General features: G+C 71.7%; 16 protein-coding genes. 12 read left to right on the top strand and 4 right to left on the bottom strand.

Translation table 11 applies throughout. The features are described from left to right. Positions 1–161 precede the first annotated feature (161 nt). From eccCa to DPA01S_RS00905, 6 genes are all read left to right on the top strand, one after another. Positions 162–4232 (top strand): type VII secretion protein EccCa, encoded by a 4071-nt coding sequence (gene eccCa / locus DPA01S_RS00930; RefSeq protein WP_061913661.1) that lies wholly within the window; start codon positions 162–164, stop codon positions 4230–4232. Continuing rightward, positions 4229–5068, top strand: coding sequence for a hypothetical protein (locus tag DPA01S_RS00925; RefSeq protein WP_061228310.1), 840 nt, complete (start codon positions 4229–4231; stop codon positions 5066–5068). The genes eccCa and DPA01S_RS00925 overlap by 4 nt, the downstream gene beginning before the upstream one ends. A gap of 112 nt (positions 5069–5180) precedes the next feature. After that, a complete protein-coding gene (locus DPA01S_RS00920; protein WP_007628508.1) occupies positions 5181–5501 on the top strand; it encodes a WXG100 family type VII secretion target in 321 nt (106 codons plus the stop codon). A 33-nt stretch (positions 5502–5534) separates the two neighbouring features. Continuing rightward, complete coding sequence (locus DPA01S_RS00915; RefSeq protein ID WP_061228311.1) at positions 5535–5828, top strand: WXG100 family type VII secretion target; 294 nt, start codon at positions 5535–5537, stop codon at positions 5826–5828. Between the two features lie 167 nt (positions 5829–5995). Next, positions 5996–7354 carry an NAD-dependent succinate-semialdehyde dehydrogenase gene (locus DPA01S_RS00910; protein ID WP_061228312.1) on the top strand — a complete coding sequence of 453 codons (1359 nt, stop codon included), beginning with the start codon at positions 5996–5998 and terminating at the stop codon, positions 7352–7354. A gap of 48 nt (positions 7355–7402) precedes the next feature. Then, the gene (locus tag DPA01S_RS00905; RefSeq protein WP_061228313.1) at positions 7403–8275 is read left to right on the top strand and encodes a sulfurtransferase; all 873 of its coding nucleotides are present in this window, start codon (positions 7403–7405) and stop codon (positions 8273–8275) included. An 87-nt stretch (positions 8276–8362) separates the two neighbouring features. Here DPA01S_RS00905 and DPA01S_RS00900 read toward each other — a convergent pair whose 3' ends face one another. Together DPA01S_RS00900 and DPA01S_RS00895 are read right to left on the bottom strand one after the other, a co-directional pair. After that, a complete protein-coding gene (locus DPA01S_RS00900) occupies positions 8363–9193 on the bottom strand; it encodes an HpcH/HpaI aldolase/citrate lyase family protein (protein WP_061228314.1) in 831 nt (276 codons plus the stop codon). A gap of 99 nt (positions 9194–9292) precedes the next feature. Continuing rightward, positions 9293–9688 carry a VOC family protein gene (locus tag DPA01S_RS00895; protein WP_061228315.1) on the bottom strand — a complete coding sequence of 132 codons (396 nt, stop codon included), beginning with the start codon at positions 9686–9688 and terminating at the stop codon, positions 9293–9295. 131 nt (positions 9689–9819) lie between these two features. On the opposite strand from DPA01S_RS00895, the gene DPA01S_RS00890 reads away from it, so the two are divergent. Both DPA01S_RS00890 and DPA01S_RS00885 read left to right on the top strand, forming a co-directional pair. After that, complete coding sequence (locus DPA01S_RS00890; RefSeq protein ID WP_061913552.1) at positions 9820–10872, top strand: ATP-binding cassette domain-containing protein; 1053 nt, start codon at positions 9820–9822, stop codon at positions 10870–10872. Beyond that, complete coding sequence (locus tag DPA01S_RS00885) at positions 10869–11735, top strand: ABC transporter permease (protein ID WP_061228317.1); 867 nt, start codon at positions 10869–10871, stop codon at positions 11733–11735. Before DPA01S_RS00890 ends, DPA01S_RS00885 begins: the two co-directional genes overlap by 4 nt. A 51-nt stretch (positions 11736–11786) precedes the next feature. On the opposite strand, the gene DPA01S_RS00880 is transcribed toward DPA01S_RS00885, so the two are convergent. Together DPA01S_RS00880 and mftR are read right to left on the bottom strand one after the other, a co-directional pair. Beyond that, complete coding sequence (locus DPA01S_RS00880; RefSeq protein WP_061228318.1) at positions 11787–12299, bottom strand: hotdog fold domain-containing protein; 513 nt, start codon at positions 12297–12299, stop codon at positions 11787–11789. Between the two features lie 26 nt (positions 12300–12325). Next, positions 12326–12964, bottom strand: coding sequence for a mycofactocin system transcriptional regulator MftR (mftR, locus tag DPA01S_RS00875; protein ID WP_061228319.1), 639 nt, complete (start codon positions 12962–12964; stop codon positions 12326–12328). Between the two features lie 113 nt (positions 12965–13077). On the opposite strand from mftR, the gene mftA reads away from it, so the two are divergent. The 4 genes from mftA (at position 13078) to mftD (ending at position 16011) form a co-directional block, all read left to right on the top strand. Then, on the top strand, positions 13078–13164 hold the full coding sequence (gene mftA, locus DPA01S_RS16655; RefSeq protein WP_067716580.1) for a mycofactocin precursor MftA: 87 nt from the start codon (positions 13078–13080) through the stop codon (positions 13162–13164). Between the two features lies 1 nt (position 13165). Continuing rightward, positions 13166–13492 (top strand): mycofactocin biosynthesis chaperone MftB, encoded by a 327-nt coding sequence (gene mftB, locus DPA01S_RS00870; protein WP_061228320.1) that lies wholly within the window; start codon positions 13166–13168, stop codon positions 13490–13492. Next, complete coding sequence (mftC, locus tag DPA01S_RS00865; protein WP_061228321.1) at positions 13489–14724, top strand: mycofactocin radical SAM maturase; 1236 nt, start codon at positions 13489–13491, stop codon at positions 14722–14724. The genes mftB and mftC overlap by 4 nt, the downstream gene beginning before the upstream one ends. Before the next feature lie 63 nt (positions 14725–14787). Beyond that, positions 14788–16011 carry a pre-mycofactocin synthase MftD gene (gene mftD, locus DPA01S_RS00860; protein WP_061228322.1) on the top strand — a complete coding sequence of 408 codons (1224 nt, stop codon included), beginning with the start codon at positions 14788–14790 and terminating at the stop codon, positions 16009–16011. Positions 16012–16016 lie beyond the last annotated feature (5 nt).

Genomic DNA, 16016 nt, shown 5'->3' with positions numbered 1-16016 from the left:
GTGCCCCCGCCAGGACGTGTACTGCCCTAACATCGCCACCCGATACGCCGATCATTGTCGGGGTGGGAGGGCGCTCGTGGGGGCCCCAACTCCCGGCGGCGCGCCGCGCGCCCGGCGGCAGTGGAGAGGACGATCGCTGGTGACGCACACGGGTGCCGCTGATGGGTGACGTGGTGTTCGCGCGCGCCGAGAAGCTCGACGCCCCGCCCACGCCCGGCGGCCGGATCGCGCTGCAGGCGCCGCCCGCCCTGCCGCGGCCGACCCCGCGTCCGCTCATCCAGATCGTCCTGCCCATCGTGTTGGTGGTGGCCGTGGGCGGGATGGTCGTGGTGATGATGCGCACGGGGATGATGCGCAACCCCATGTTCATGCTCTTCCCGGTGATGATGGCCGTCTCGGCGGTGGGCATGCTCGCCGGCACGCTGACCGGCGGGAACAAGACCGCCGAGACGGACGAACTGCGCAAGGACTACCTGCGCTACCTCGGCCAGACCCGGGACACCGTCCGTGAGACCGCGGCCGCGCAGCGGGCGGCCGCCCTCTGGCGCCACCCGGATCCCGTCGAGCTGCCCGCGCTCGTCGGTACGCCCCGCATGTGGGAGCGCGACGAGTCGGACCCCGACGACCTCACCATCCGCGTGGGCCCCGGCCGCCAGTCGCTCGCGACCCGGCTCGAGGCCCCGGACACCGGCCCCGTCGACGACCTGGAGCCGGTGTCGGTGGTGAGCATGCGGCGCTTCGTCCGCGTGCACTCGGTGGTCGACAACCTGCCCGTCGCGCTGGAACTGCGCGCGTTCGCCGCCCTGTCCCTCGACGGCGACGTCGACCTCGTACGCGCCGCCGTGCGCGCCATGATCGCCGGCCTCGTGGTGGCCCACGGCCCCGACCGGGTCCGCGTCGCGGTCGCCGCGAGCGAGGGCGACGCCCGCCGGGCGTGGGAGTGGCTCAAGTGGCTCCCGCACCACGAACACCCCGTCTACACCGACGGAGGCGGGCGGGTCCGGCTCACCGAGTTCTCGCTCGCCGGGGTCGAGTCGATGCTGGGGACCGACATCTCGGACCGTCCCGCCTTCTCCCCGAGCGCGGCCGGTGTCCCGGGGCGGGCGCACCTCGTCGTCGTCGTCGACGGGGTCGGCGTCACCGGCGCCGAGCGTCTCCTGGCCGAGGACGGTCTCGACGGCGTCACCGTGCTCGAGGTCTCCGGCAGCCGCGCGGGGCAGCTGCGCGACCTCGCGCTGCGCCGCGGCCTGTGCATCCGGGTCGGCGACGACCGCGTGGCGCGCGTCCGCACCGAGGCGGGGGAGGAGGAGGTCGCGCGGGTCGACTCGATGAGCCCGCCGGAGGCCGAACGCCTGGCCATGGCGCTGTCGCGCTACCGGCCCGCCGACACGGTGACCCACGCCGACGGCTCCACCTCGACCCGCCGCGCGCCCGGCCTGCCCGACCTGCTGGGGATCGGCGTGGCCACCCAGGTCGACCCGGCGGTCGCGTGGCGACGCCGCGGCGAGCGCGACCGGCTGCGCGTGCCCGTGGGGGTTAGTCCTGACGGCGCGCCTGTGGAGCTGGACCTCAAGGAGGCAGCTCACGGTGGCATGGGTCCGCACGGGCTGTGCATCGGCGCGACCGGATCCGGCAAGTCCGAGTTTTTGCGCACCCTCGTGCTGGGCCTCGTCGCCACCCACGACCCCGATTCGCTCAATCTCGTGCTGGTGGACTTCAAGGGCGGCGCCACGTTCCTCGGGCTGGAGTCGCTGGCGCACGTCGCCGCGGTCATCACCAACCTGCAGGCCGAGGTCACCATGGTGGACCGCATGCGGGACGCCCTCGAGGGGGAGCTCACCCGGCGCCAGGAGGTGCTCCGCGCGGCCGGCAACTACTCGAACGTCGCGGAGTACGAGGCCGCCCGCGCCAAGGGCGCCCCGCTGGACCCGCTCCCCGCGCTGGTGATCGTGGTCGACGAGTTCTCCGAACTGCTGTCCTCCAAGCCCGAGTTCGCCGAGCTGTTCCTCACGATCGGGCGCCTCGGGCGGTCCCTGCACATCCACCTGCTGCTCGCCTCCCAGCGCCTCGAGGAGGGACGGCTGCGCGGGCTGGACAGCCACCTGTCCTACCGGATCGCGCTCAAGACGTTCTCGGCCACCGAGTCCCGCACGGTTCTGGGCGTGACCGACGCCTACCACCTGCCCGCGACCCCGGGCGCCGGCTACCTCAAGGTGGACGCCGGCGACCCGGTGCGGTTCGACGCCGCCTATGTCTCCGGTCCGTACACCGAGGACCGACGCCTCGACGGTTCCACGGTGGCCATGGTCGCCGCCCGGGCCGCGGTGCGGCCGTTCACCGCCTGGTACATGCCGGTGCCGACCCCACCGGTGGTGATCGGAGGCGACGACGAGGAGGACCTCGTTCCCGGGGACGGCGCGGACACCGACGGCGCGGAGGGGGCGGCGAGCCTGCTCGACGTCCTGGTGGGCCGACTCGCCGGGCACGGCCGACCCGCGCACGAGGTGTGGCTGGCCCCGTTGGGGGAGGGCGCCCCGCTGGACTCGGCCGTGGGCACCGAACCGACGGGCACCGAACCGACGGGCACCGAGCCGACCGGCTCGGACCCGGCGGGGGCCGCGATCGCGGCCGTCCGGCCGGTCGGGCTGCGGTTCCCGCTCGCCGAGGTGGACCTGCCGTTCGAGCAGCGCCGCGACACCTGGTACGTGGACCTGTCCGGGGCCGACGGCAACGTCGCCGTCGTCGGCGGCACCCGCTCCGGCAAGTCGACGACGCTGTGCACCCTCGTGCTGTCCGCGGCCGCGACCACCGAGCCCGACCGGCTGTCGGTATACGTCGTGGACCTCGGCGGCGGACTGCTGCAGTCAGTCGCGGACCTGCCGCACGTGGGCGGGGTCGCCCGCCGCGGCGAGGAGGAGAGAATCCGGCGCACGATCGCCGAGGTGGACGCCGAGCGTCGTCGTCGCGAGACCGCCTTCCACGAGGCGGGTATCACCTCCGTCGACCAGGCGCGCCGTCGGGAGATCGACCGGAACGGGCGCCCCGTGGCGGAGTACCCCGACGTCCTTTTGGTACTCGACGGATGGCAGGCCCTGCGCACCGAGTTCGAGGACCTCGAGGCCGTGGTCCTGGGCCTGGCCGCGGACGGGCTGTCCTATGGGATCCACGTGGTGTTGTCCGCCTCCCGCTGGGCGGACCTGCGGCCGGCGCTGCGCGACGCCCTCGGTACCAGGGTCGAGCTGCGCCTGGGTGATCCCACCGATTCCATGATCGACCGGCGCGCGGCGATGACGGTCCCGGCCGCCCCGGGGCGGGGACTCACCCGCACCCGCGATCACATGCTGGTCTACCAGCCCCGGCTCGACGGTCGGGTCGACCCGGAGGGTATGGCCGACGCGACCGCCGAGGCCTCGCGTCACCTCGCCCGGCGGTGGCGCGCCCGGGTGGGCGACGTCGGCGCCGCCCCCGTCCGGATGCTGCCCGAGGTGCTGCCCTACGCGCAGGTCGCGAGCCTGGCCCGTCCCGACGCCGACGGTCGTCGCACCCGCCTCCCGCTCGGCGTGGACGAGGCCGACCTCACGGTGGTCTACGCCGACCTGGAGGGCGACCCGCTCATGCTGGTGCTGGGCGACTCGGAGTGCGGGAAGACCTCCCTTCTGCGGTCGCTGTCCCGCGGGCTGGTCGCGGGGAACACCCCCGAACACGCCAAGCTCATCGTGGTGGACTACCGGCGCACGATGCTCGGCGAGGTCACCGGGGACCACCTCGCGGGATACGCGCCCACCGAGACGGCCCTCGTGCCCATGGTCGAGCACCTGGCGCAGGTCCTCGACGAGCGCATGCCCGGCGCCGACGTCACGGCCGAGGAGCTGCGCGCGCGGTCGTGGTGGAGCGGACCCAGGATCTACCTCCTCGTCGACGACCTCGACCTCCTCATCACGGGAGGGGGCAACCCGCTGCAGCCCCTGGCGCGCTTCCTGCCGCACGCCCGGGACATCGGCCTGTCGGTCGTCCTGGCCCGGCGCAGCGCCGGCGCCTCGCGCGCGCTGTTCGACCCGTTCGTCGCCCGGATCCGCGACCTGGGCGGCGCGGGTCTCGTCATGTCCGGCAGCCGCGAGGAGGGGCCGCTGCTCGGAGGGGTGCGACCCGGCCCGCTGCCCGCGGGGCGGGGACGGCTCGTCACCCGCGACGGCGGCGTGCGGCTGGTCCAGACCGCCCTGTCCGAACCGTGACCGACGCGCGCGCGGCGACCCTGGCCGTCGACCTGTCCTGCTCGGGGCTGGCCGTCGCGGCGGCGTCCGCCTCGGCGGTGCTGTCCCCGGTGGTCGCCCCCGCCTCCGTCCTCGCCGGCCTCGACGGATCGGCGCTCCCGCCCGGTGGCGACCGCATCGAGTGCTCGGATCGGGCCGACGAGGCCGCCGCCCGCTTCCCGGCCCGGTGCCTCGCGGACCCGGTCGCCCACGCACACCGCGACCGCGTGGACGTCGCCGGCCTCTCCGTGCCGGTCTCCGAACTCCTCGCGGCCCCCGTCGCGCGCGCACTGCGCTGGGCCGGGGCCTCAGCCGGCGACAATGACGGTGACGGCGACGCCGCCGTGCTGGTGGTGCCCAGCGACTGGGGGACGAGCCGCACCACCCGGCTCGTGGCCGCCGCCCGGGACGTGGGGGTCGCCGCCCGCGTGGTCCGCTCAGCCCTGGTCACGGCCGAGGCGCTCCCGTCGTCGTCGGCGCGCTGGGCGGTGTGCGTGGAAGCCTCCCGCACACGCACCACGGTCTCACTCGTCGAACGTGCGCGCGGCGGACTGACCCTGGTCGACCGCGCCGTGGTGCAGCGCCGCGACCCGTTCCGCGACACCGCCGCCGACGACGAGGTGCCGCGCATCCTCGACGCGGTCACCGGCCTGAGGCGCCGGCGGCGCGAGGCGGCCACCGGGTCCGCGGAGGTCCTCGTGCGCGGACGGGTCGCCGAGCGGGTCGTGGACGCGTGCGACCGGGCCCGCCTGCTGTCGTTCGTCGTACCCGAGGTCGCGCCGGTCGAGGCGGCGGCCCGGCTCTACGCCACCTCCTGACGAGCCCGACGGAGATTTTCCCGATCCCGTGGAACCGAACGACCTCCCGGCCGCGTCGAACACTGTGACGGACCCAGAAGGGGAGTCCGCAGCGACCACAGGGGAGGACGAGATGACCGGGTTCAACACCCACATCGGGACCATGGACACGGCGGCCAGGAGGGTCGACGACGTGAACCTCGAGATCGACCGGCTGCTCGGCACCGTGCGGGACTCGGTGTCCCAGCTCGGCGGCTCGGTGTGGCGCGGCGCCGCGCAGGCACGCTTCACCCAGATCATGACCGAGTGGCAGCAGCAGAGCGCCAAGCTCAACAACGCCCTCGCCGGGATCTCGGAGACGATGCGGACCAACAGCTCGTCGTTCGACGCCGCGGACCAGGACTCGGCCGCCCTCATCACCCGGGCCGGCGGCACCGGCCCGCTCAACCTCTGATCGCCGACACCACCACCACCGGAAGGGACCGTCATGACCTCTGGACAGATCACCTACAACCACGGCCCGATCGAGGCCCTCGTCGGCCAGGTCGCGCAGGCGTCCACCAGCCTGCGCACCACCCTCGACGACCTCAAGGCCTACCTCGCCCCGCTGGTCGCCGAGTGGGAGGGCGACGCCGCGGTCGCCTACCAGGCGCACCAGAACGACTGGGACCAGGCCGCGGCAGCGCTGCAGGCGATGCTCGCCGAGATCTCCCGCGCCGCCGCCCAGGGCAACGAGGGCATGGCCGACGCGGATCGTCGTGCCGCTCAGGGCTGGAGCTGATCCACCGGCCCCGACACCCACGTCCGACCTCCCGCGACCCCGCCCCGCACCACCGCGGCGGCGGGGTCGGGGCGCACCGACCGGATGCAACGGTCCCACCCCCCGCCTACCGTCGCGGGACACGACCGGGTACCACCACCGGCCGCCGCGAGAAGAGGGAGGACCGCATGTACGTCACGCACGACCCGTCCACCGGTCGGACCGACCGCGAGTACGAGCAGATCCGCGACGTCGACGGCGTCCTGGACACCGTCACCGGGGGATTCGCCACCTGGCGCGCCACCGACGTGGCCGAGCGGGCCCGCATCCTGGTGGCGATCGCCGACGCCTTCGACGAGCACCGCGAGGAACTCGGTAAGGCGATCACCACCGAGATGGGCAAGCTGCCCGACCAGGCGCAGGGCGAGGTGGAGCTCGCGGCGTCGATCTACCGCTGGTACGGCGAGCACGGTCCCGCCCTCCTGGAGCCCGAGTCGCTGGACGTGCCCGAGGCGCGTCTCAACCGGGTCACCTACGAGCCCGTCGGGCCGCTGGTGGGGATCATGCCGTGGAACTACCCCTACTACCAGGTCGCTCGGTTCGCCGCGCCCAACCTGCTGCTCGGCAACACCGTCGTGCTCAAGCACGCGAGCATCTGTGCCCGCTCGTCCGCGGCCATCGAGAAGGTGCAGCGCGCGGCGGGCCTACCCGAGGACGTCTTCGTCAACGTCTACGCCTCCAGCGACACGGTCGCCGAGATGATCGCCGACCCGCGGATCAAGGGCGTCTCCCTCACCGGGAGCGAGGGAGCCGGCGCCGCGGTGGCCACGGTGGCCGCGGAGAACCTCAAGCCCAGCGTGCTGGAGCTCGGCGGGTCCGACCCGCTCATCATCCTCGACGCCGACGATCTCGACGAGCTCACCGAGACCGTGGGTCGGGCGCGGCTGTCGAACTGCGGGCAGGCGTGCAACTCGCCCAAGCGGATCTTCGTCCCGACGCAGCTCGAGGAGGACTTCCTCGGCCGGCTGAAGAACCTCTACGAGGAGCTGACCGTCGGGCCCGCCGCCGACGAGGGCACCGAGCTCGGGCCCCTGTCGTCGGAGGACGCCCGCGACGACGTCGTCGAGCAGGTCGAGACGGCCGTCCGGCAGGGCGCGACGCTCGTCACGGGCGGCGCGGCGATCGACCGGCCCGGCGCGTTCATGCAGCCCACCATCCTCACCGGCATCACCGAGGAGATGGACGCCTACCGCGAGGAGATCTTCGGCCCCGTCGCGATGGTGTACACCTACGACTCGATCGACGAGGCGGTGCGGATCGCCAACGACACGCCCTTCGGGCTCTCCGGATCCGTGTGGGGCACCGACACCGAGCGCGCCTCCGAGGTGGCGGAGCGGCTCGAGGTGGGCATGGCCTACGTCAACGAACACGGCACCACCCTCCCGGGGCTACCGTTCGGCGGCGTCAAGCGCTCCGGATACGGCCGCGAACTGGGACGATGGGGCCTGACCGAGTTCGCCAACGTCCGGCTCCAGCGCGTCAGCTGAACAGATCTGTCTATTCTCGGGGGGCGTACCCCATCGAAAGGACGAGACATGACGACTCCGCTCACCGTGAGCCCCGAGTGGCTGCACGACCACCTGGGTGAGGCCGACCTCGTCGTCGTCGACGCCACGACCCACCTGACCGCCGACGCGGACGGCACCCCACGCCCGGTCTCGGGCCTCGAGACGTACCGGCCCGAGCACATCCCCGGTGCCCTGTTCGCCGACCTGCTCGGCGACTTCGCGGACCCGTCCAGCCCCCTGCCCGCCACCGCGCCGGATCACGAGCGCTTCGCGGCCGCCGCGAGCGGGCTCGGCATCGGGGACGGCGCGACCGTGGTGGTCTACGACCAGCACGAGGGGTTCTGGGCCACCCGGTTCTGGTGGCACCTGCGCTTCGAGGGATTCGACGACGTCGCGGTCCTCGACGGCGGCCTACCGGCGTGGAAGGCCGCGGGCTACGAGGTCACCGACGAGATCGCGGTGCCGACGCCGCGCACCTTCACGGGCGTCCGTCGGCCGGAACTGATCCGGTCCACCGAGGACGTGACCGCGGCCCTCGACGACGAGAACACGATCCTCGTCAACGTCCTCGACGAGGCCACGTACCGCGGCGCCGTCGCCTCGTACGGGCGTCCCGGCCACATCCCCGGCAGCATCAACCTGCCGGTGGCCCGCCTCCGGGACCCCGAGACCGGCACGCTGCGTCCGCTCGAGGAACTGCGCGCCGAGTTCGAGGCGGCCGGGCTGCTCGACGAGGACCGCACGGTCGTCACCTACTGCGGTGGCGGGATCGCGGCCACCGGGGTCGCCCACGCGCTGGCGCTGGCCGGCCGCGAGGACGTGGCGGTGTACGACGGGTCGATGACCGCGTGGGCCGGCGATCCCGGCCTCCCGCTGGTCACCGGCGACTCGCCCCGCTGACCGCCCCGGAGCGACGACAGGGCCCCGGCCGCACCCGCGGCCGGGGCCCTGTCACGTCCGCGACGCGCCAGGCGTCCGCGGTTTCCGTCAGCGCGCGACGGCGTACGCCTGCGCGAGCCGGGCGATCTTCTGCGCGCGGGCCAGACGCGGCAGGTCGGAACCGTCGCGGCAGCGCTCGCCGCCGTTCCCGAGTTCGTCGATGACCGACTCGGCCCACGAGACGTCCGCGGCGGAGGGGGAGAGGACCTCGTTGATGTACGGCGCCTGGTCGACCCGGAGACACAGCTTGCCGGTCATGCCCATCTCGACGGCGTGCTCCGCCGCGTCCATGAGGACCCGGGTGTCGTTGGAGATGGTCGGCCCGTCGATCGGCGGGGCGACGCGCGCGATCCGGCTGGCCACCACGAACTGCGAGCGCGTGTAGGCCAGGGCGATCTGAGAGGACCCGATCCCGGTGTCGCGGCGGTAGTCCCCGACGCCGAACGCCAGGCGCACGACCTGGTCGGTCTTGGCGATCTCCGCCGCCTGTGCCAGGCCGTCCGCGGACTCGACCAGGGCGACGATCGGGGTGCCCTCGGCCAGGCGGGCCGCGGTGAGGGCGACGTGCTCGGCGTTCTCGGTCTTGGCCAGCATCACTCCGTCCAGCCCGGGGCAGTGGCCCAGAGCCATGAGGTCCTTCTCCCACTCCGGCGAACGGACGTCGTTGATGCGGATCCACGCGTGGTTGCCCGCCTCGAGCCACTGGCGCACTTCACGGCGCGAGCGTTCCTTCTCGGACTGCCGCACCCCGTCCTCGACGTCGAGGACCACCACGTCCATCTCGGAGTCCACGGCGTCGTCGAAACGCTCGGACTTGTCCGCGGGCAGCAGGAGCCACGAACGGGCGATGGTCGGCGGGATGGTCGACTGGGGGCTCACGGGTACCGGTCATCCTTTGGTCGTGGGGGCGTCGGAAGGCGCTGGCGCGGCCTCCCCACGATACGTCGACGAGCCGGGTACGGCTCCGGCGACCGGACCTCAGACGTCCGCGGCGGTGACGAGTTGGACGAGGTTGCCGCAGGTGTCGTCGAGGATCATCGTCCACACCGGACCCGCCTCGGTGGGCGGCTGCACGATCCGCGCGCCCCGTTCCTGCAGCTCGGCATGCGCCCGGTGGATGTCGTCCACCTCGAACTGGGCGGCGGGGATGCCGTCGGCGTGCAACGCGGTGGCGTAGGCCCGGGCGGCGGGGTGCTGATCGGGCTCGAGCAGCAACTGGGTGCCGTTCGGGTCACCCGGGTCGACCACCGTGAGCCAGCGGAAGTCGCCTGCGGGGAAGTCGTGTTTGTGGACGAACCCCAGGACCTCGGTGTAGAAGGTGAGCGCACGCGACTGGTCGTCGACGTGGACGGAGGTGATGGCTATGCGGGGCATGGAACGACGGTAGGTCGGTCGGGGCTCGTCGGCATCCGATCCGGCGCCGCGGACCGCATTGCTGACAGGATCTGTCCGCACGGCGCGGCGGGACTGTTGACTACTCCACGGGTGGAGGCCACCCTTTGAGGGTGAGTACCCGATCCACGTCCGCACCGGCGATCGAGGCCGAACACCTCGTCAAGCGATTCGGTGACTTCACCGCTGTCGACGACATCTCGTTCACCGTCCCCACCGGGACGGTCCTCGGATTGCTCGGCCCGAACGGTTCCGGCAAGACCACCACGATCCGGATGATGACCACCCTGAGTCCGCCGACCTCGGGAACCGCCCGGGTGGCCGGCCACGACGTCGTCTCCGAACCCGCACTGGTGCGCAAGAAGATGGGGTTGACCGCCCAATCGGCGACGGTGGACGAACTGCTCACCGGGCGGGAGAATCTCCGGCTAGTCGGTGACCTGTACGGGCTGCCGAAGAAGGCGGTGAAGGCGCGGGCGGACGAACTGCTGGAGAAGTTCTCGCTCACCGAGGCGGCGACCCGCGTCGCCAAGAGCTACTCCGGCGGGATGCGGCGCCGCCTGGACCTGGCGGCCAGTCTCGTGGCGGCCCCGCCGGTGCTGTTCCTCGACGAGCCGACCACCGGTCTGGACCCACGGTCGCGCAACGAATTGTGGGACGTGTTGCGCGGACTGGTCCGTGACGGCACCACGCTGCTGCTCACCACCCAGTACCTCGACGAGGCCGATCAGCTCGCCGACCGGGTGATCGTGATCGACCACGGACGCGTCATCGCGGAGGGCACGCCGCTGCAGCTCAAGGATCGCTCGGGGGTGGCGAATCTGGTGATCACGGTGTCGCGTCCGGAGGACGTCGACGAAGCCGCGCGGGTGCTGACGACCCGGATCGCCGACTTCCACGTCGACCGGGACGCGCGCCGCCTCACCGCGCCGTCGGAAGGTGTCTCCGCGCTCGCGGGGATCGCCGCGGCGTTCACCGAGGCCGGTATCGAGCTGGACGACATCGGCCTGCAGCGCCCGAGCCTGGACGACGTCTTCCTCTCGTTGACGGGGCGTAAGGCGGAGGACCCCCGACTCGAGTCCGGCGGAGACGACACCGCCCGATCCGACACCGCCCGATCCGAGACCGCCAGTCTCGGCACCACCGAGGAGGAGTACCGGGTATGAGCACCGTCGCGGACCCCGCCGTGGGAACCACCAGCGCGGACGGCTTCGTCGTCCCGGCCCGCCCGGACGGCCCGTCGTTCGGCCGGCAGGTCTCGGCGCTGGTGCGCCGCAATCTGTTCCACATCCGGCGGCAGCCGGAGAACCTCGCGGACGTCACCATCCAGCCGGTGATGTTCGTGCTGCTGTTCGCGTACGTCTTCGGCGGTGCGATCGCCGTGGCGGGGAGCGGGAACTACCGCGAGTGGCTGCTTCCCGGGATCATGGCGCAGACCATGGCGTTCTCGTCGTTCGTCGTGGCCTCGGGACTGTGCAACGACCTCAACAAGGGCATCATCGACCGTTTCCGGACGCTGCCCATCCAGCGGGCGTCCATCCTCATCGCGCGGAGCGCGTCGAGCCTCATCCACTCCTCGATCGGCGTCGTGGTCATGTCGTTGACGGGCCTCATCGTGGGGTGGCGGATCCGCAGCGGGATCATCGACGCGCTGCTCGGATACCTCATCCTGCTGGGCTTCGGCTTCGTCATGATCTGGATCGGCATCGTCGTCGGTTCGCGGCTCAAGACGATCGAGGCGGTGAACGGCGTCATGTTCACCACGACGTTCCCCATCACGTTCGTCGCCAACACCTTCGCCCCGCCGGAGTCGATGCCCGTGTGGTTGCGGGCGATCGCGGAGTGGAACCCGCTCTCCTCGGTGGTGCAGGCGATGCGGGAACTCTGGGGCAACGCCCCGGCCGTCGGCCCGGACGCCGCCCTCCCGCTGCAGCACCCGGTGCTGGCGTCACTGCTGTGGATCGTCGGCCTGACGGTGGTGATCGCCCCGATAGCGATCAAGGCCTTCGACGCCCGCACCCGCGATTAGCGCGCCGGTCAGCCCGCCGACGAGCCCGCCGACGGGAGAGCCGGTACCGTCTCAGCGCTTCTTCCTGGGCGAGACGCGGATGGTGATCGAGCCGGTGATGGGCTCGACCCCCGCGTCGTCGACGAACCGCAGGGGCACCTCGACGTCCTGCCCGGTGGTGATCGACGCGAAGTCGGGCAGCTCGGTCCACTCGGCCGTGACGGTCATCCCGCCCGTCGACTTGGCGGGGTAGCGCACGTTCATGCCCACGGGGATCCATCGGTGGGTGGCGGGAACCGTGGCCTCGGCGAGCATGCCCATGGCCATCTCGGCGAGGTTGCACGCCGCGATCACGTGGAAGGTGCCGATGTGGTTGCGGTTGCCCCACCAGCCGGGTCCGCGGACGACGCAGCGGCCCGGTCGGAGTTCGACGACGTGCGGGTACGCGGTGCGGAAGTACGGGGCCTTGAGGCTCACCGCCGCGCTGAACAGGCGGGAGCCGAACGGGAGCCGGGTGGCGGTCTTCCACAGCCGGTAGGTGGAGGTGTCGGTGTGGTGGGTGGGGGAGGTGTCGGAGTGGGTCACGACGACGAGGTTACCCGCCGGTAAGTTCAGCGCGGTCGCCCACCGGGCTCGAACGCGTCCTCTCGGGCGAGGATCTGCGTCCCGTGACGCAGGAGCTCGTGGAGGCGATCCTGGTCGGCTCCGGGCTCGGCCACCCACAGGCGGTAGGCGGACAGTGCGATCCCCAGCGCGGCGTGCGCGGTCGCGGCGGGCACGAGATCGTCCACCGTCTGGCCGAGCCTGGCGGCGACGAACCCGGCCACGGCCCGGCGCCAGTCGGCGTACACGAGGGTCGAGTGCGCCTGCAGTTCGTCCACGCCGAGCAGGAGGCGCATCCGTAGTCGGTGCGCTTCCGTTTGCTCGCGCGGGAACGTGTTGAACGCGATGAGGGCGTCCGCCAGCGCGTCGCGCAGCGGCGTGTTCTCTGGGACGCCGTCCAGGTACCCCAGCATGAGGTCGATCTGCTCGTCGAACTCGCCCCAGGCGATGGCGGCCTTGCCGGGGAAGTAGCGGAACAGGGTGCGGCGGGAGATGTGCGCGGCCTCGGCGATCTGGTCGACGCTGGTCGCGTCGTAGCCCTGCCGGGCGAACAGGTCGAGGGCCACGTCGACGATGGAGGCGCGCGTGGTCGACGGCCGACGTCCCGGGGGCCGTGTCTCGGTTCCGGGCATTTCCGGCATTCCCATGACACGAGAGCCTAGATGAGTGACTCTTGCCACTGGCACTAAGTGCCAATATGATGCAGATCTCACCGGAAACCGGTGGGATGTCGCTGGAGTGCCAGACGAAAGGACACGTCATGGAGAACACGCAGAACACCGAGGTCGTGCTGGAGGAGGCCCTCATCGAGGAGGTCTCCATCGACGGCATGTGTGGGGTCTACTGAGATGACCTCCGCAGCAGCGCCGGCCGACGCCGAGCAGTCAGCCGCCCCGGCGGAATTCGACCTCGACGCCGGCTGGCGCCTGCACCCCGGCGTGGCGCTCCGGCCCGAGCCGTTCGGGGCACTGCTCTACCACTTCCACACCCGCAAGCTCAGCTTCCTCAAGTCGCCGACCATCGTCGAGGTGGTCAGCACCCTCGCCGACCACCCCACCGCGCGCGCCGCCTGTGCCGCCGCCGGGGTGTCGATCGATGATCCGGCGACAGCGCGGCTGTACCTGCACGCGCTCGGCCAGCTCGCCGCCTCGCGCATGATCGAGGAGACCTCATGACCAGCATGCTCGACCGTCCCGCCCCGGCGCCCGTCGGCCGCCTCGTCGACCAGTTCGAGCGTGGGCTCGACGCGCCGATCTGCCTGACCTGGGAACTCACCTACGCCTGCAACCTCGCCTGCGTGCACTGCCTGAGCTCCTCCGGTCGCCGTGACCCGCGCGAGCTCAGCACCGAGCAGTGCAAGTCGATCATCGACGAGCTGCAGAAGATGCAGGTCTTCTACGTCAACATCGGCGGAGGCGAGCCGACGGTCCGCTCCGATTTCTGGGAGCTGGTCGACTACGCCACCAGCCACCAGGTGGGCGTGAAGTTCTCCACCAACGGTGTCCGTATCGACGAGAAGGTCGCCAGGCGCCTGGCCGCGAGCGACTACGTGGACGTCCAGATCTCCATCGACGGTGCGACCGCGGAGGTCAACGACGCGGTCCGCGGCCCGGGGTCCTTCGACATGGCCTGCCGTGCGCTGCAGAACCTCAAGGACGCCGGCTTCACCGACGCCAAGATCTCGGTGGTGGTGACGCGCGAGAACGTCACCCAGCTGGACGAGTTCAAGGCGCTGGCCGACAAGTACGACGCGACCCTGCGCATCACGCGCCTGCGTCCGTCGGGCCGCGGCGCCGACGTGTGGGACGACCTGCATCCCCTGCCCGAGCAGCAGAAGGACCTGTACGACTGGCTGGTCGCGAACGGCTCCGATGTGCTTACCGGCGACAGCTTCTTCCACCTGACCCCCTTCGGTGAAGGACAGGCGCAGGGCTCGCTACCCGGGCTCAACCTGTGCGGCGCCGGCCGTGTGGTGTGCCTGATCGACCCGATCGGCGACGTCTACGCCTGTCCGTTCGCCATCCACGAGGAGTTCCTCGCCGGCAACGTCGTCGCCGACGGCGGGCTCGAGACGGTGTGGCAGACCTCGGAGTTGTTCCGTGAGCTGCGCGAGCCGCAGTCGGCCGGGGCGTGTGCGTCCTGCGACTTCTACGACAGTTGCCGGGGTGGCTGCATGGCGGCCAAGTTCTTCACCGGGCTGCCGATGGACGGCCCGGACCCCGAGTGCGTCCAGGGTTACGGAGAGGGATTGCTCGCGGCTGAGCGCAGCATCCCCGACCCCTCGCAGGACCACACGCGGCCCATGGGGCTCGCGGCGCGTAAGCAGCCCACCGGCCCGGTGCCGCTGACCCTCGTCACGACACCGCCGCGCAGGCCCACCAGCCTGTGCGACGAGTCCCCGATCTGAGCCGGCCCGCCCGGACGAACCCCGCTGGCCCGGACCAACCCCCTAGAAGGAGCAGCCACCACCGTGTCCCGCCTGTCGAAGATCGCCGAGGCCAACCCCTGGCGCCAGAACCCGTGGTTCGAGTCTGTCGCGGAGGCCCAGCGCCGCGCGAAGAAGAAGCTGCCCAAGAGCGTGTACATGGCGCTCGTCGGCGGCAGCGAGGCGGGGGTGACCATCCGCGACAACATGGACGCCTTCACCGAGCTCGAGCCCAAGCCCCACGTGATCGGCGCCAAGCAGGACCGTGACATGGCCACCACGGTGATGGGCCAGCCCATCAGCCTGCCGGTGATGATCTCGCCGACCGGTGTCCAGGCCGTCACGCCGGACGGCGAGGTGGATGTGGCCCGTGCCGCGGCCGCCCGCGGCACCGCGATGGGACTGAGCTCGTTCGCGTCCAAGCCGATCGAGGAGGTCATCGCGGCCAACCCGCAGACCTTCTTCCAGGTGTACTGGCTCGGCGGCAAGGAGAAGGTGCTGGAGCGGCTGGAGCGCGCCAAGGCCGCCGGGGCGGCGGGGGTCATCCTCACCACCGACTGGTCGTTCTCGATGGGCCGTGACTGGGGCAGCCCGGCCATCCCGGAGAAGCTCGATGCCAGGGCCATGATCACCCTCGCCCCGCAGATCGCCGTGCGTCCCCGCTGGGCCGCCGAGTGGGCCCGCGACGTGGTGGTCAACAAGCGGTTCCCCGATCTGACGACCCCCAACCTGGTGGGCAAGGGCGAGATGGGCCCGACGTTCTTCGGTGCCTACGGCGAGTGGATGGGCACCCCGCCGGCCACGTGGGAGGACATCGCCTGGGTCGTGGAGAACTACGACGGACCGGTCATGCTCAAGGGCATCATCCGGGTCGACGACGCCAAGCGGGCCGTCGACGCCGGGGTCACCGCGATCTCCGTCTCCAACCACGGCGGCAACAACCTCGACGCCACCCCGGCGTCCATCCGGTGCCTCGCGCCGATCGCCGACGAGGTGGGCGATCAGGTAGAGGTCCTGCTCGACGGCGGCATCCGTCGCGGTTCGGACGTGGCCAAGGCACTCGCGCTCGGTGCCCGGGCCGTGATGATCGGTCGCGCGTACCTGTGGGGGCTCGGGGCCAACGGCCAGGCGGGAGTGGAGAACGTCCTCGACATCATGCGTTCCGGACTCGACTCGAGCCTCATCGGGCTGAGCAAGTCCTCGATCTCCGAGCTGAACCGCGACGACTACGTCATCCCCGACGACTTCATGCGCCGTCTCGGCGTCTGACCCAC

It is taken from the genome of Dietzia papillomatosis NBRC 105045 (genome assembly GCF_001570845.1).
Classification (GTDB): Bacteria; Actinomycetota; Actinomycetes; order Mycobacteriales; family Mycobacteriaceae; genus Dietzia; species Dietzia cinnamea.
The sequence above is the reverse complement of the archived record's forward strand: the minus strand, read 5'-3'. Positions and strand labels throughout refer to the sequence as shown.

Coding starts and splice junctions, on each gene's coding strand:
- DPA01S_RS00920 (WP_007628508.1), top strand. CDS start 5,181: ATGACCGGGTTCAACACCCACATCGGGACCATGGACACGGCGGCCAGG.
- DPA01S_RS00915 (WP_061228311.1), top strand. CDS start 5,535: ATGACCTCTGGACAGATCACCTACAACCACGGCCCGATCGAGGCCCTC.
- mftB (WP_061228320.1), top strand. CDS start 13,166: ATGACCTCCGCAGCAGCGCCGGCCGACGCCGAGCAGTCAGCCGCCCCG.
- DPA01S_RS00910 (WP_061228312.1), top strand. CDS start 5,996: ATGTACGTCACGCACGACCCGTCCACCGGTCGGACCGACCGCGAGTAC.
- DPA01S_RS00905 (WP_061228313.1), top strand. CDS start 7,403: ATGACGACTCCGCTCACCGTGAGCCCCGAGTGGCTGCACGACCACCTG.
- mftC (WP_061228321.1), top strand. CDS start 13,489: ATGACCAGCATGCTCGACCGTCCCGCCCCGGCGCCCGTCGGCCGCCTC.
- DPA01S_RS00885 (WP_061228317.1), top strand. CDS start 10,869: ATGAGCACCGTCGCGGACCCCGCCGTGGGAACCACCAGCGCGGACGGC.
- DPA01S_RS00895 (WP_061228315.1), bottom strand. CDS start 9,688: ATGCCCCGCATAGCCATCACCTCCGTCCACGTCGACGACCAGTCGCGT.
- mftA (WP_067716580.1), top strand. CDS start 13,078: ATGGAGAACACGCAGAACACCGAGGTCGTGCTGGAGGAGGCCCTCATC.
- mftR (WP_061228319.1), bottom strand. CDS start 12,964: ATGGGAATGCCGGAAATGCCCGGAACCGAGACACGGCCCCCGGGACGT.
- eccCa (WP_061913661.1), top strand. CDS start 162: ATGGGTGACGTGGTGTTCGCGCGCGCCGAGAAGCTCGACGCCCCGCCC.